Here is a 14,499-nt window from a genome sequence, read left to right on the forward strand (position 1 = left end):
TGCGTTGATTTTAGACATTATTTCGCAAAAACATGGATAAAAGCAAGATTGCAAGTATAAACCCTCCCCGAAGGGAGGGATCGTGTAGTTAAAACCGGGATCTTAACCGCAACGGCGACGGCATGGAAAAAAGCAGTGCAAAAACCAGTTTGGTGACCACTAACATGGCCATCCCAGGCCGGCCCGGCGTTCGTTGATGGCCTCTATGAGCTTTTCGGCCGCGGATTCGGGGTCCGGCTCCAAAATGAAGTAACCTCCGGTCAGCCCTTTAACCTCTTCCGCAAGAATACGCTGCACCAGGGGCCCCCCCGCCACCGGGAGCATAACGCCCACGTGGGTGGGCAACCCCAGGGCCACGGCCCAGGCACCTATGGAAACGGCCTTTTCGTGCATTGCCTCAGCGCCGAGGCCACCACCGGCAGCCTGTCCAGATCCACGCCCAGGCGTCCGGCCAGCGCCGCGGCCAGGGCCGCCGCCCGGGAATTGTCCACGCAGGAACCCACGTGAAGCACCGGTGGCAGGGGTCCACCCAGCCCGTTGGCCTCACCAATGGCCGTCAGGACAGTTTTCAGGCCGCCGCCGCACAGCTCCTCGACGCTGGCCGGGTCCATAAACCCGTGGCGCATGAGGGCGCCTGCACTGCAGCCGCTGGCCAGCACCAGAACGTCTCGCTCCAGAAGCCTGCGGGCTGTGGTAATGAAGTTGTAATCCTGGGGAACTTTCACATTGTTGCACCCGGCGAAAAGGCATACACCCCGGATATTGCCGGCGGCAAGATGATCAACCAGCGGCTTCAGCGGGTCGCCGGCATCGAGCCTTCCCAGGGCACTTAAAATGGCTTCGACGGAAAAACCGGCAAGCACTTTCTTTTTCATTGCCGGGATTTCCACCGGTTTACCCCGGCGGCGGGTAAAACTTTCAATGGCCAGGCGGAGAATTTGCCGGGCGCTTTCAACGGCAGTTTCTTCGGAGAAATCAACATGCGTGGTGCCCGTGATCTTCGCCATGTCCATGGTGGTGATCACCGTCGTCCCCATGCACTCAGCCACCGTGGCCACGGCGGGCTGTATACACTGGTAGTCGAACACCATGGCATCCAGCGCCCCGGTGATGATGGCCATCTCCTGGCTCACCGAGTGGGTGCAGGGGGAGATGCCGTGGCGCATCAACACTTCATTGCCGGTGCAGCAAATACCCACCACATTAATACCTTCGGCTCCGGCTGCCCGGGCCCCGGCCTCCATCTCCTTGGCCACCAGCACTATTATGTCGGACAGTACGGGATTGTGCCCGTGAACGGCCACATTGACGGCACCGGCCTTAAGCACGCCGAGATTGCACTCGGTAACCACGGGGGAGGGCGTGCCAAAGAGGATGTCGGACAGGTCGGTGGCCATGTAGCAGCCGGCCAGATCTCCCAGGGCGCAGCGCAGGCCCCCCAGGAGCAGGTTGGACGCGTCGGCATCGCAGCCCATGGAGGTACGGTGCATGATCTCCGCTATCTCGTGGTCAATACCGGCGGGAACCAGCCCGTGCCTGGAAAAAACCTCGAGGCGGCCGGGTGGCAGGACGCTGGTTACCCATGCTACCGGCGTGTCCTTCTCATGAAAGTCCGCCAGGGCGGCCCGGGCCACGTCCAGGGCGATTTCGTTCTCCGGGCGGCCGTCTGTGGCAATGCCCAGGCGCCCGGCTACGGAGCGCAGTTTTTCCCTGTCTTTAACCAGGTAATCAGGAGCCTTGCCTTCAGCCGCCTTCTTCAGGGTATGGGCCAGGTGCTTGGCGTGGCCGGAGTGTCCCGCCGCCCCGGCGGCAATGGCCCGGTCCAGCCCCCGGGCAACGATTACGTCGGCAGTGGCGCCGCAGATGCCCACCCTGGGCTCACGGCCCGAGGGATTGATGCGGCACGGCCCCTGCAAGCAGTGGCGGCAGCACAGGCCGCCTTCACCAAACTTGCACAGGGGGCGCATGGCCTGATAGCGGTCCCACACGGTCTGGGTCCCTTCCCGCGCAGCCTTCTCCAGCATCTGCTGTACGGCGGGGTCGGTGGATTTTTTGCCGTGGTCGGCTCCGGCACTTCCACCCTTTAGAGAATTCGTTTCAGCGTTTCCTGTTAAATCAGACATTTTAAAGCCCCCCCCTTGCCCTTAATTGGAGTAGTTATTAGTATAGCTAAGGGGGGTTGTAATTTCCGTAAAACATTTTACGTTTTTTAATTAATTTTCAAAAATCATTCTCCTTAACACCTCCAGGTCCGGCACGAAAATGCTCCTCCCGGACACTTTGATAACCTGCCGGCCCTCGAAATCTTTAATTAGGGTAGCCAGCGTCTGCCGGGTGGCCCCAATTAAGCTGGCCAGTTCCTCCCTGGTCAGGCCGGTGTTCACCAGAACTCCCCCATCCCGGGGAACACCCCGGCTGCACGCCCATTGATACAACAGTTTGGCCAAGCGGTCCCTGGATTCCATGAAAACCAGCTGCTCGATCACATCCAGGGAATGCTTCAGGGCGTCTCCCAGCACCCGGACCAGGCCGGACGTCAGCTCGGGATATTTGACCAGCATCTTCTGGAATGTGTGCAGAGGCACCAGCAGCATGACCGAATCCTCCAGGGCCTGGCCGAATGCCCGGGTGTGGCCGCTGAAGATGTCCCCCGGCTCCAGCAGGGTCAGGATAAACTCCTTACCGTCGGGATAGGTGAGAAATACCTTGATGCGTCCCTCCGTGACCAGAAAAATTTCCCTGGGATAGCGTCCCGGGGAAAAGGCCATTTCCTTTTTCTTAAACCTGACCTCCTTGAAGCTGGCAGCAAATTCCTTTAGCTGCTCTTGCGACAGGCCCCCTAGCAATTTGTTGTTTTTTACAAAACCGAAATTGCGCAAAGTAAAATTCACCTTTAAGCTATTTTACCTGCAAGCCCCTGATTTCCAAGACCCCATTTCCACTTGGTTGGGTAAAAATAAAACCCCTTCCTTACGAAAGGGGTTCGTGCAATTACTTAAAAAAGCAGGCCCTGCGGTGTGGGAACCTTCAAAAACAGCCAGAATGTAGCGTACAGGGCGCCGGTCACCAGCAGTCCAAACAGGGTGGAAATGCCCAGGGAGGGCAGGTTCCGCCCCCGGTCGTTCAAGAACCACGAAAGAAGGGTGAGAAATACAAAGCTGGAAACGTAAAAACCGATGTAGTTAATGGCGGCCACATAAACCAGGGAGGCCAGAACTACCAGCCACGCCCGGGTGTAATCAATTTGCTCCTGTCCGCCCTGCTGCTCTTTGGATCCTCTAAGGCCGCGCAGAATAAGGACTGCGCCCATCAACACCAGGAAAACCTCCAGCACCAGGGGGAAGATTTTACTGGCCAGGGAGAGCTCCCGGCCTTGAAAACCAAAGAGCAGCGCCACCACAATGCTGGCTACGCCGGCAATCAGGTCCGCTTTACGCCCGGCCACTCTCAACCGCCTCCTTTACGTCGCCACCCCGCCGCCTGCTTAAAAGCCAGGAAGTGATCACCGAAAGTACGGTCAGAATAATTAAAATCAGGGAAATGGGACTGGTAAAGAACACCTTGAACACCGAGCCGTCGGCTCCGGCCAGGGCGAGGGACTTGGCCAGATTTTCCTCCGCAATTGGTCCCAGGATAATGCCCAGGGCCATGGCACCGGTATCCAGCCCGATGCGGCTGCCAAAGTAACCCACCAGGCCGAAGAAGATCATGATCATCACGTCCAGCATGCTGTTCCGGATGGCGTAGGAACCGATGATGGACAGGGCCACAACGGCTACCCCTATATAGGAGGTGGGTACGTTGAGCACCCGCGCCGTACCTTTAATTAAAATGCTACCGACCAGAACCATGAGCACGTTAACCAGCAGTAGAGAAGTAATAAAGGTGTAAGCCAGGTTACCGCTGTCGGTAAAGATCTTAAACCCGGGGGTAATGCCGTGCACCAGGAGAGCACCCATCATCACCGCCGCCACGGCGCTACCGGGAATTCCCAGGCAAAGCATGGGGATCAGGCTGCCGCCGATGGTGGCATTGTTGGCACTTTCGCTGGACGCCAATCCCTCAACGATTCCCGTCCCGTAGCGGGAGGGATTTTTATCCCAGCGCTTGCTCTCGTTGTAGGCAATGATGGAGGCAATCTCCCCGCCCGCCCCGGGCAGTATACCCACAATGGTACCGATGATGGAGGAGCGGGTTAAAATCATCTTGCAGTCCTTCCACAGCTTGCGCACCACCCGCATAAAAGCACCCGGATTGGGTTTATAGTCGGCAATATACTTCTGCCGGCTGCCCACCAGGTTGATCACCTGGGAAAAGGAAAAGAGACCGATCATGGCCGGGATTACTTCAATCCCCTGTACCAGGGGGTAGTAACCGAAGGTAAACCTGGGCACCCCCTCGATGGGATCAAGGCCGATGGTGCTCACCAGAAGGCCCAGGGCCCCGGAAACCAGCCCTTTGAACACATTGCCGGTGGACATGGCCGCAATGGTGCTCAGGCCAAAAATGCACAGCCAGAAAAACTCCGGCGCGCCGAATTTCAGGGCCAGCCGGGCCAGGGGAGCGGCCAGGAACAGCAGGAACAGGGTGCCCACTAACCCCCCGAAAGCCGAAGCAATTAGCGATGTATTGAGCGCCTCGTCGGCCTTCCCCGCCCGGCACATGGGCCAGCCGTCAAAGGTAGTGGCCACCGCGGATGGGGTCCCCGGGGTGTTGATCAGGATGGCCGAATTGGAACCGCCATAAATGGCCCCGGAATAAATGGCTCCGAGCATGATGAGCCCGCTGGCGGGATCCATGGCAAAGGTCAGGGGCACCATCAGGGCCACACCCATGGTAGCCGTTAACCCGGGCAGGGCACCGATAATAATTCCCCCGGTTAGACCGGCAATGGCCAGGAAAAGGTTAAAAGGCTGCAGGGCGTTTATCAGGCCCGCTCCGATCTGTTCCCACATCCTAAAATCCTCCTTCTTTAATGAGGGGACAGGGGACTGCCCCCTCATCCACTTTTGGACCTATGACTTCAACAGACCAAACTTGGTGAGCAGTTCCCTGGCCTTTTCATTCTGTTCACGGACGTATTTTTCAAACTCTTCCCCGGACATATATTCCGCCGGCTGGCCGGCCTTTTCCATATCCTTCAAATATTCCGGGTCCTCGGCAATTTTCTTGAAGGTGTCCCGCAGGAACTGTACCACCCTGGGATCGGTCCCCTTGGGAACCACAAAGCCCCGGCGGATGTCAGATACAATGTCAATGCCTTCTTCCTTAAAGGTGGGTACATCGGGCAGGAATTTGGAGCGTTCCTCGCTGGCCACGGCCAGAATGCGCATCTGTTCCAGGCTGCGCATGACGTCGTTGACATTGCCGATCATCACGTCGATCTCGCCGCCCAGAAGGGCCGCGTTCTGGTCGGCCGCCCCCTTGTAAACCACCTGGGTTACCTTGATACCCGTCTTATCCTGCAGTTCAAGGAGCATGAGATGGTGACCGGTGAAGGTTCCCACAATGCCCACCTTCAGCTTGCCGGGGTTTTCTTTGGCATAATCCAGGACTTCCTTAACGGACTTAAACTTGCTGTCCTTGCGCACTGCCAGCACCTGCGGGTCGTTAACCACCTGGCAGATGTACTCAAAATCATCGATGGAATACTGGGCATTCTGACCCAGGGGCTGCAGTACTATATGGGGTACGTTCACGCCGCCAATGGTATAACCATCCGGTTTGGCCCTGGCAATTTCCGCAAACCCAATGGCCCCGCCGGCACCGGGTTTGTACTGGAATACCCAGGGCTGATCGACCAGTTTATCCCAGTATTTCTGCATGAGCCGGGCCTGCACATCGCTGGAGCCGCCGGCGGTGAAGGCGATAATCATATTCACCGGTTTGGTGGGATAATTCAGTTCACTGGAAGAAGAACCGGACTGCTTCTGCCCGCAGCCGGCAGAAATAGCCACCAGGAAAACCATGATGCCCGCCAGTAACAGGGTAAATAGTTTTCTTTTTCCTGTCATTCATAACCCTCCTTGCCTGTAGGTTTATCAAAGCATAATCAAATTAACCGTACTGCTTCTTCCCCGCATCCCTTTCCTGCCCGGATCCCACCCCCTGTTTATATCAAACAGTTCATGTATGGCCCACGGATTTAACCTTCCAGGGGCCGTACACCCAGTTCTCGAGCCAGCTCGTTTAATTCTTTGAGCAGGTTATCACTGACCGGGATACCCTCATTCATCCTGGCCTGCGCCTTTATCTGCCGCCTTTCACCCGGGATGAAAATGCGCTCAAACCCCTCGGCCAGGGGAACAGCTTTTATGCCGCGGATCATATCAGCCATCCGCTCGTGGAAGGTTTCCACCGGCATCAGGCGGGATATATCAATGGCAATAAAACTGTGGCCGATGTTCACGGGCTCCAGGCTGTCGTCATAAATCCAGCCTACTTCGGGTCCGTAAGCGGAACCGGAGATTATTCCCGACATCACTTCCACGGCCAGGGCCAGGGCGTACCCTTTGGCACCGCCCACCGGCAGCACGGCCCCTTCCAGGGCCTTCCCGGGATCGGTGGTGGGCCGTCCCTCAGCGTCGATGGCCCAGCCGGGGGGAATCTCCCGCCCTTCCCTGGCCGCCAGGATGATGTTCCCCCGGGCCACGGTGGAAGAGGACATGTCCACCACCACCGGGTGCTTGTCCGTGGGAAAGGCAAAGGCAATGGGGTTGGTGCCGAAATAAGGCCGCCTGCCACCCCAGGGAGGAATTCCGGGAGGGGTGTTGGTAAAGGCCATGCCTACCATCTGCCGCCGGGCGGCCATCTTGCAGTAATAGGAAGCGGCACCGAAATGGTTGCTGCGCCTGGTGGCTACAAACCCCACGCCGCATTCCGCCGCCAGATTTATGGCCACCTCCATGGAGCGCACGGCCACCAGCTGTCCCAGGCCATTGTCACCATCCACAGTGGCCACGGCTCCCGATTTTTCCACGGTAATCCGGGGTCGGGCGTTTATCCGCCCGTTGCGAACCCGGGACAAATAGATGGGCAGGCGGCTGATGCCGTGGGTATCAATGCCTTCCAGGCTGGTATCGATCAGAACACCGGCAACTACCTCCGCATCCTCCCCGGGTACTCCGACAGCAACCAACAGTTCCCGGCAAAAACCGGTCAGGGTTTCTACGGAAAATTTTCCTGCCATCAAGGTTACCTCCTTACTTAACCACGCAGCTTGACGGTTCACCCCGCAGGATCTTGACTACCTCCTGCGCTACCAGAACAGATGTTTTTACCTGTGCTTCCTCAGTCAGACCGGCAATGTGGGGGGTCAAAATGACGTTGTCCAGTTTAAACAGGGGGGAATCCTGGGGCGGCTCCTGAACCAGCACATCCAGCGCGGCTCCGCTGATCCTGCCTTCCTTCAGAGCATGGTACAGGTCGTCTTCATTCACCACCCCGCCGCGGGAAGTGTTAATCAGGTAAGCAGAAGGTTTCATCAGGGCCAGGGTTTCCCTGTTAATCAGGTTGCGGGTGGCGCTATTTAACGGTACGTGCAGGCTGACAAAATCAGCCCGGGAAAGGACGGTTTCCAGATCGGTCAATTGTACACCAAATTCCGTACAGGCCACTTCATAGGGTGGAATAAAAGGATCATAGCCCAGAATTTTCATGCCGAAAGCCTGCGCCCGGTGAGCCAGGCGGGTACCGATTTCGCCGGTTCCAATAAGGCCCAGGGTTTTGCCGTATAGCTCCATCCTGGTGTAGAGGCGACGGTTCCAACCGCCCCCTTTTACATGAGCGGTAGCTTCCTCCAGCCGCCGGGCAAAGGTAAGCATGGCTGCAAAAACATACTCGGCCACCGAAATGGCGTTGGCGTTCCGGGCATAAACTACCGGAATACCCGCTTCCCTGGCTGCTGCCAGGTCTATGTTATCCAGGCCTACCCCCAGCCTTCCGATAACCTTGAGGCGCGAAGCTCTCCGGATCATCTCCCTGGTTACCCGGGTCTGGTTGCGCACCACCAGAGCATCGGCATCTACCAGTTCCCGGACCAGGTCCTCTTTCCACAGGTCGGCGTTATAGACCACGTCTCCCTGTTCGGAAAGGATTTGCAGGCCTTCTTCCCAGATGAACTCACTGACAACTATTTTCACACCCGTTCACTCCCGGTTTGGATTATAATTATAAATATTAGAATTTCTAATCGTCACCGGTAAAAAATATAATGCCTCTTACCTCAGAGGTCATACCACAGTAATTTACTAGTATTGTATCTGTACCTGTGGGCGGTGTCAATGGCCTAATTTTTTGATATTTACATTTTTAGTCTTTATATTGGTTAAAGGGCACGGTCAACGCTTTCGATATGTTCCAGCATGGCTTTTACAGCCGCCTCCCTGTCACGACGGGCCATGGCCTCCACAATGCGCAGGTGATCCTTGATGGACTGAACGGCACGGCCCGGAATTGCTGTGGTGCGGCTGCGCATGCGGTCGTACACATGGTACAGGCTGCTCACAATAGCAATTAAAATGTGATTGCGGGTGGCGTTAAAGATGAGCCCGTGGAAGCGGGTGTCGTGCTCCCGGGCATAGGCGGGATCAATATCGTTTCCCGTAACACGGCCCAGGGCATCTTCCACTAAACGCCGCAGGGTTTGAATTTCCTCGTCGGTGGCCCTTTCTACAGCCAGGGCGATGGCCTGAGTTTCCAGGACCTTGCGCACCTCCAGCAGTTCCTTGACTTCGTCCTTTTTCACCACCAGGAACTCACTCAGGGTATTCATTAAAGAACACACATCATTCTGGGCAATAAAGATCCCCTGACCCTTCTTAATGGTCACCATCCCCATGGTGGCCAGGGTCTGGATGGCCTCCCGCACCGAAGTACGGCTCACATTCATTAACTGGGCCAGCTCCCTTTCCGGGGGAAGGCGATCACCTGGCTTCAACTTTCCTTCAGCAATCAGGGTGCGAATTTGAGCCACAATGCGTTGAGAACGATTGATATTTTCCGAAACGACCGGCACAAACATTTGAACATCATCCCTTTTACTATAATTGCCAGAACAATCATCATAAAATCCAGGTGGAATTGGTAATACCTCATGCCTGATGCCTGAGGAAATCTTACCAAATCCCCAATCTCAAAATCAAGAGGTTAAATTCAGGCAAATTACCGGATAGATGCTTTTTCCCCGTGCACCCCCGCTTTCCGGCGCTGCAGGCACCCGGTAATTACGGCCAGAACTAACCCCACCGCCAGCGTCCCCAGCATGGAGGGAAGGCCAGGGAAATGGTGCCAGACCAGCAGGTAAATCGTGGATACGGCAATGGACATAAGCATCAAGGGGAAAGCCACCTTGAAATAGCCGATGAAGGTTATGGGATAACCCCGCTTTTCGGCCATACCGGTAACCACCACGTTGGCCGAGGCGCCAATGACGGTGCCGTTGCCCCCCAGGCAGGCCCCCAGGGAGAGCGACCACCAGAGCAGGTTCAGGTTGCCCAGGTCCCCCAGGCGGCCCATATCCTGAATGAGAGGGATCATGGTGGCCACGAAGGGGATGTTATCCACAAAGGCCGAGGCAAGGGCCGACAGCCACAGAATCAGCATAGCCGCAGGTACCAGCTGCCCGCCGGTTACATCCAGGGAAAACCGGGCAATGGCTTCAATCACACCCACCTTTTCCAGGGCGCCCACCACCACAAAAAGACCCGCAAAGAAGAAGATCACCGGCCACTCTACGGCGTGCAGGGCGTGCTCGGGATCCTCCCGGCTGAGCAGCAATAGCAAGCTGGCGCCGGACAGGGCAATTACCGAGGATTCCAGATGGACGTACTGGTGCAATACAAAACCGCCGATGGTGAGGAACAAAACCAAAAGGCACTTTTTGAGCAGCACCGGGTCCTTGATTGCCTCCCGCTCGTCCAGATCCATGATGGCCACCTGCAAATCGGGCCGGGCCACCAGCTGGCGGCGGTAGAGCAGGCACAGAACGAAGATGGTCAATATATAAATCACCACTATTACCGGGGTAAGGTTGATGACAAAGTCCATAAACCCCAAGCCGGTCTTGCTCCCAATCATTATATTAGGCGGGTCCCCGATCAGAGTAGCCGTACCGCCGATGTTGGAGGCAAGGATTTCCGCAATCAAAAAAGGTACGGGGTTAATCTGCAACTGGTTGGTAATGGCAAAAGTAACAGGGACAATGAGTAGAACCATGGTTACGTTATCCAGAAAGGCTGATAGTACCGCCGTAACCAGGGAAAGGGCGGCCATGATGCGCAGGGGCTCCCCCCTGGCCTGCCGGGCAGCCTTGATGGCCAGGTATTCAAATACTCCCGTCTGCCTGGTGATACCCACGATCACCATCATACCCACCAGAAGACCGATGGTATTGAAGTCAATGGCCAGCGTAGCCTCTTCGGGATTGATAATGCCAAAAAGAACTACCAGGGCCGCACCGGCTAAAGAAGCCACCGTGCGGTGAATTTTTTCGGAAACTATCACCGCGTAGGTTATAAGAAATACCGCTGTGGCAAAAATAACCTGGAATTGTGAAGACAAGCTATACTCCCCCCTTCTTATAAACACCATCCCTCGATCAAAATAGCCGGAATACTTTAATTTGCGGCCATACCTCATACCAGTTTATCCTAGTTTAACACAGGCCAGTAGCATCAGCAAGCCCTTGCGCTTATATCCTTTATTCGACCCCAACAGCGACTGTTAATTTTCTTTATCAGAAGAATAAGCAAAGTGGTTGACACCAGAGGAAATTAGCAGTACAATCTATCCAAAACAGCGGTCATACCACATACCACAGACCTAATCAACTGGTTAACCCGGGTATTTTAAAATACCTTAGTCTTCAGGCCGGGCCCGGCCAGCAACATAAAGTAAACATTTAAGGAGAGGGGAGGCCAGAAAATGGCGGTAAAGTTTTTTGTACACCATGAAAAGGACACCGTAGGAGTGGCAGTGGCCGACATTAAGGCCGGTGAAACCGTCACCGGCTGGGTGATGGATAACGATAATGAAGTCACCGTCACTGCCCTAAACGACATTCCCCTGGGCCACAAAATTGCCCTGTGTGATATTGCCGCCGGCGATACCGTAATCAAATACGGCGAGTCCATCGGCAAATCTACCCAGGCCATTAAAAAAGGGGAACACGTACACATCCATAACCTGAAGACTGCGAGGTGGTAATGATGTCTTTAAAATTCATGGGTTACCGCAGGGAAAACGGCAGAGTGGGAGTCCGCAACCACGTCGTAATTCTGCCCCTTGATGACATATCCAATGCCTGCGCGGAAGCAGTGGCCAACAACGTAAAGGGCGCCATCGCCCTCCCGCACCATTTCGGCCGCCTGCAGTTCGGCCGTGACCTGGAACTTTTATTCCGCCAGTTAATTGGTATTGGCAGCAACCCCAACGTAGCCGCCTGCGTGGTTATCGGCATTGAAACTTCCCACTGGACCACCCGGGTAGCCGAGGGAATCGCCAAAACCGGCAAGCCCGTGGCCATGTTTGGCATTGAGAGACACGGGGACTTCAACACCATCGAACGGGCATCCAGAAAAGCCAAGGAATTCGTGCACTGGGCCAGTGAACTCCAGCGGGAAGAATGCGATATATCAGAACTGGTGGTCAGCGTGAAATGCGGCGAGTCGGACACCACCTCCGGTCTGGCTGCCAATCCTACGGTGGGTAAAGTGCTGGAAAGGCTGACCGCAGCCGGCGCTTCCTGCAGCTTCGGCGAAACCACCGAATTAACCGGGGGCGAGCATATTGTGGCCGCCAGGATGAGAACACCGGAACTCCGGGAAAAATTCATGGCCCTTTTCAATGACTACCAGGAGCTCATCATGCGGGAAGAAGCCGACCTGCTCGGTTCCCAGCCCACCCAGGGTAACATTATCGGCGGTTTGACCACCATTGAAGAAAAAGCCCTGGGCAACATCCAGAAGATCGGCAAATGCATGGTGGACGGCGTCCTGGAATCCGCCGAATACATTCCTCCCAAAACCGGCAAGCTGTGGTTCATGGACACTTCTTCTGCAGCCGCGGAAGCCGTGACCCTGTGGGCGGCCGGCGGCGCTGTGATCCACATCTTCCCCACCGGCCAGGGCAACGTGGTGGGTAACCCCATCGTCCCGGTCATCAAACTGACGGCCAACCCCGTAACCGCTTCCACCATGTCCGAACATATCGATGTGGACGTATCCGGCATACTTCGCCGCGAGATAAACCTGGAACAGGCTGCCGACAAGCTGATGGATATGATCATCCGCACTGCCAACGGCCGCCTGACCGCCGCCGAAGTGCTGGGTCACAGGGAATTTGTCATCAACAAGCTCTACCGGAGCGCTTAATTTGACATCCCCTCCTTAATCCTTCCCCCATTTAACATAGAACGGCCCCGGGAACAGGCTTCCCGGGGCCTCTTGCTATAAGGCGGGGCAGTTATAACCCTATCATAGTTCACCGCCTGCTACCATTTAACCTTTATGGCCGGATGACAGGCAACATGATGCCACTATTTCTGCAACCGGGGCAGGATCTGCTCGAAGTAATCCAGGCTTTCCGGGTTGGACAGGGCGTCCCTGTTGGTCACCGGCCGGCCATTGACGATATTGGTAACCGCGCTTTCCACTTTCTTCATGTTCAGGGTATAGGGTATATCCGGCACATCCACGATCAGGGCGGGGACGTGCCGGGGCGAAGCTTTTTCCCGCAGGGCTTTCCTGATCTTGTTCTGCAGTTCTTCCGTCAGGGCGTAACCCGGGTTCAACTTGACAAACAGAATGATCCGCTGATCCCCCTGCCAGTTCTGCCCGATGGCCAGGCTATCGGCTATCTCCTCCAGTTTTTCCACTATGTTGTAAATCTCCGCCGTGCCGATGCGCACCCCCGACGGTTTCAAGACGGAGTCGGAGCGGCCATAGAAAGTCACCCCGCCGGTATCGCTGTGGATGACGATGTAATCGCCGTGCCGCCACACACCGGGGAAATAGCTGAAGTAAGCGTTTCTGTATCTTTCCCCGTCCGGGTCGTTCCAGAAGTACAGGGGCATGGGCGGCGCGGGGGCTTCACAGACCAGCTCCCCCTGCCGGTCATAAACAGGCCGGCCGTTTTCATCATAAGCTTTTATTTTCATGGCCAGGGCCGGGCTCTGCAGCTCGCCAGCATACACCGGGGTGATGGGACTGCCGGCGCAGAAGCAGCCATTGATGTCCGTCCCGCCGGAAATGGAGTTGAAATGCACGTCGGCCTTGATTTCCCGGTAGACATATTCAAAACCATCGGCAGACAGGGGCGAACCGGTCTGGCAGATTTCCTTCAGGGCCGACAGGTCATAATCCCGGCCGGGTTTCAGTCCCTGGCTGCGCAGGTAGTTGATGTAGCTGGCGCTGGTGCCGAACACGGTGATTTTCTCGTCCTGGGCCAGCTGCCACATTGCCCCGGCATCGGGATAGTTGGGGTTGCCATCGTAGAGCACGATAGTGGCCCCTACCCCCAGGGAGCACAGGAGCCAGTTCCACATCATCCAGCTGCAGGTGGTGATATACATGATGGTATCTTCCCGCTTCAGATCCACGTGCAGGAGCAGTTCTTTAAGCTGGTTGATCAGCACCCCGTAGCCCTGCACCATACATTTGGGTTTGCCGGTGGTGCCGGAGGAAAACATGATGTAAACCGGATGGTCGAAGGGCAGCTGCTCGAACTGCAGTTCCGTGTCCCGGGCCAGGAATTCCTCATACAGCACCGCTTTGGGAATGGTGCCCAGGTCGGGTTTATCCTCCACGTAGGGGACAACGACCACCTTCTGCAGGGATGGGATGCCCCGGGCGATTTCCGCCACGTTGGGCCGGCTGTCAAAGGCTTTCCCCTTATAGAAGTAGCCGTCCACGGTGAAAAGCACCTTCGGCTCGATTTGTCCCAGGCGGTCCAGGGCTGCCTGGGGGCCGATGTCCGTGGCACAGGATGCCCAAACGGCGCCGATGCTGGTGGCTGCCAGCATGGCCACGGCAGTTTCTATTAAATTGGGCATATAGGCGGCCACGCGGTCCCCCGGCCTCACCCCCAGCTCGCGCAGGGCGTTGGCCAGCCTGCCCACCGTTTCGTAAAGCCGGGCATAGGTCATGCGGGCGGTCTTCTGGGTTTCTCCCCGGAAAATAAAGGCCAGGCGGTCGTCCCGGTAGCGCAGGAGGTTTTCGGCAAAATTAAGCCGGGCGCCGGGGAACCATTTCGCCCCGGGGAATTTAGCCAGATCGTCCACCACCCGATCATATCCCCGGGATGCCTTGATGCCGGCAAAATCCCACATGCAGGCCCAGAAGTCCGGTATGTTTTCAATTGACCAGTTATAAAGCTGGGAGTAGCCGGTTATCTTCAAACCGTAACGCTCATTCACCATCTCCATAAACCGCGTAATATTGGCCTGCTTTTTTCTTTCTTCCGATGGTACCCACAGAGGTTTTTTCATTCCTGTTTGCCCCC

The 14,499-nt window shown here is 56.2% G+C and carries 11 protein-coding genes and 1 pseudogene; 2 read left to right on the forward strand and 10 right to left on the reverse strand.

Annotated elements, in window-relative coordinates; genetic code table 11:
• Positions 1–159 precede the first annotated feature (159 nt).
• The 9 genes and pseudogenes from cooS to BUB44_RS00660 form a co-directional block, all read right to left on the reverse strand.
• Positions 160–2,024, reverse strand: a pseudogene (gene cooS, locus BUB44_RS00620) (anaerobic carbon-monoxide dehydrogenase catalytic subunit).
• A 189-nt stretch (positions 2,025–2,213) separates the two neighbouring features.
• A complete protein-coding gene (locus tag BUB44_RS00625) occupies positions 2,214–2,879 on the reverse strand; it encodes a Crp/Fnr family transcriptional regulator (protein ID WP_083543012.1) in 666 nt (221 codons plus the stop codon).
• 116 nt (positions 2,880–2,995) lie between these two features.
• A complete protein-coding gene (locus BUB44_RS00630) occupies positions 2,996–3,445 on the reverse strand; it encodes a tripartite tricarboxylate transporter TctB family protein (protein WP_073162401.1) in 450 nt (149 codons plus the stop codon).
• On the reverse strand, positions 3,432–4,955 hold the full coding sequence (locus BUB44_RS00635) for a tripartite tricarboxylate transporter permease (protein WP_073162402.1): 1,524 nt from the start codon (positions 4,953–4,955) through the stop codon (positions 3,432–3,434). Before BUB44_RS00635 ends, BUB44_RS00630 begins: the two co-directional genes overlap by 14 nt.
• A gap of 60 nt (positions 4,956–5,015) precedes the next feature.
• Positions 5,016–6,014 (reverse strand): tripartite tricarboxylate transporter substrate binding protein, encoded by a 999-nt coding sequence (locus BUB44_RS00640; protein ID WP_073162404.1) that lies wholly within the window; start codon positions 6,012–6,014, stop codon positions 5,016–5,018.
• A gap of 131 nt (positions 6,015–6,145) precedes the next feature.
• Positions 6,146–7,189 carry an Ldh family oxidoreductase gene (locus tag BUB44_RS00645; protein ID WP_073162406.1) on the reverse strand — a complete coding sequence of 348 codons (1,044 nt, stop codon included), beginning with the start codon at positions 7,187–7,189 and terminating at the stop codon, positions 6,146–6,148.
• A 13-nt stretch (positions 7,190–7,202) separates the two neighbouring features.
• Positions 7,203–8,141 (reverse strand): hydroxyacid dehydrogenase, encoded by a 939-nt coding sequence (locus tag BUB44_RS00650; RefSeq protein WP_073162407.1) that lies wholly within the window; start codon positions 8,139–8,141, stop codon positions 7,203–7,205.
• 185 nt (positions 8,142–8,326) lie between these two features.
• Positions 8,327–9,022 (reverse strand): FadR/GntR family transcriptional regulator, encoded by a 696-nt coding sequence (locus BUB44_RS00655; protein ID WP_073162409.1) that lies wholly within the window; start codon positions 9,020–9,022, stop codon positions 8,327–8,329.
• 140 nt (positions 9,023–9,162) lie between these two features.
• Positions 9,163–10,560, reverse strand: a complete 1,398-nt coding sequence (locus tag BUB44_RS00660) for an ArsB/NhaD family transporter (protein WP_073162411.1) — start codon at positions 10,558–10,560, stop codon at positions 9,163–9,165.
• Positions 10,561–10,923: 363 nt separating this feature from the next.
• On the opposite strand from BUB44_RS00660, the gene BUB44_RS00665 reads away from it, so the two are divergent.
• Together BUB44_RS00665 and BUB44_RS00670 are read left to right on the forward strand one after the other, a co-directional pair.
• Complete coding sequence (locus tag BUB44_RS00665) at positions 10,924–11,205, forward strand: UxaA family hydrolase (RefSeq protein WP_073162412.1); 282 nt, start codon at positions 10,924–10,926, stop codon at positions 11,203–11,205.
• 2 nt (positions 11,206–11,207) lie between these two features.
• Positions 11,208–12,371: a UxaA family hydrolase gene (locus tag BUB44_RS00670; RefSeq protein ID WP_207545596.1), complete on the forward strand. Its 1,164-nt coding sequence runs from the start codon at positions 11,208–11,210 to the stop codon at positions 12,369–12,371.
• Between the two features lie 164 nt (positions 12,372–12,535).
• On the opposite strand, the gene BUB44_RS00675 is transcribed toward BUB44_RS00670, so the two are convergent.
• Positions 12,536–14,485 carry an acetoacetate--CoA ligase gene (locus BUB44_RS00675; protein ID WP_073162416.1) on the reverse strand — a complete coding sequence of 650 codons (1,950 nt, stop codon included), beginning with the start codon at positions 14,483–14,485 and terminating at the stop codon, positions 12,536–12,538.
• Positions 14,486–14,499: the final 14 nt, after the last annotated feature.

Source organism: Desulfofundulus australicus DSM 11792, assembly GCF_900129285.1.
GTDB lineage: Bacteria > Bacillota > Desulfotomaculia > Desulfotomaculales > Desulfovirgulaceae > Desulfofundulus > Desulfofundulus australicus.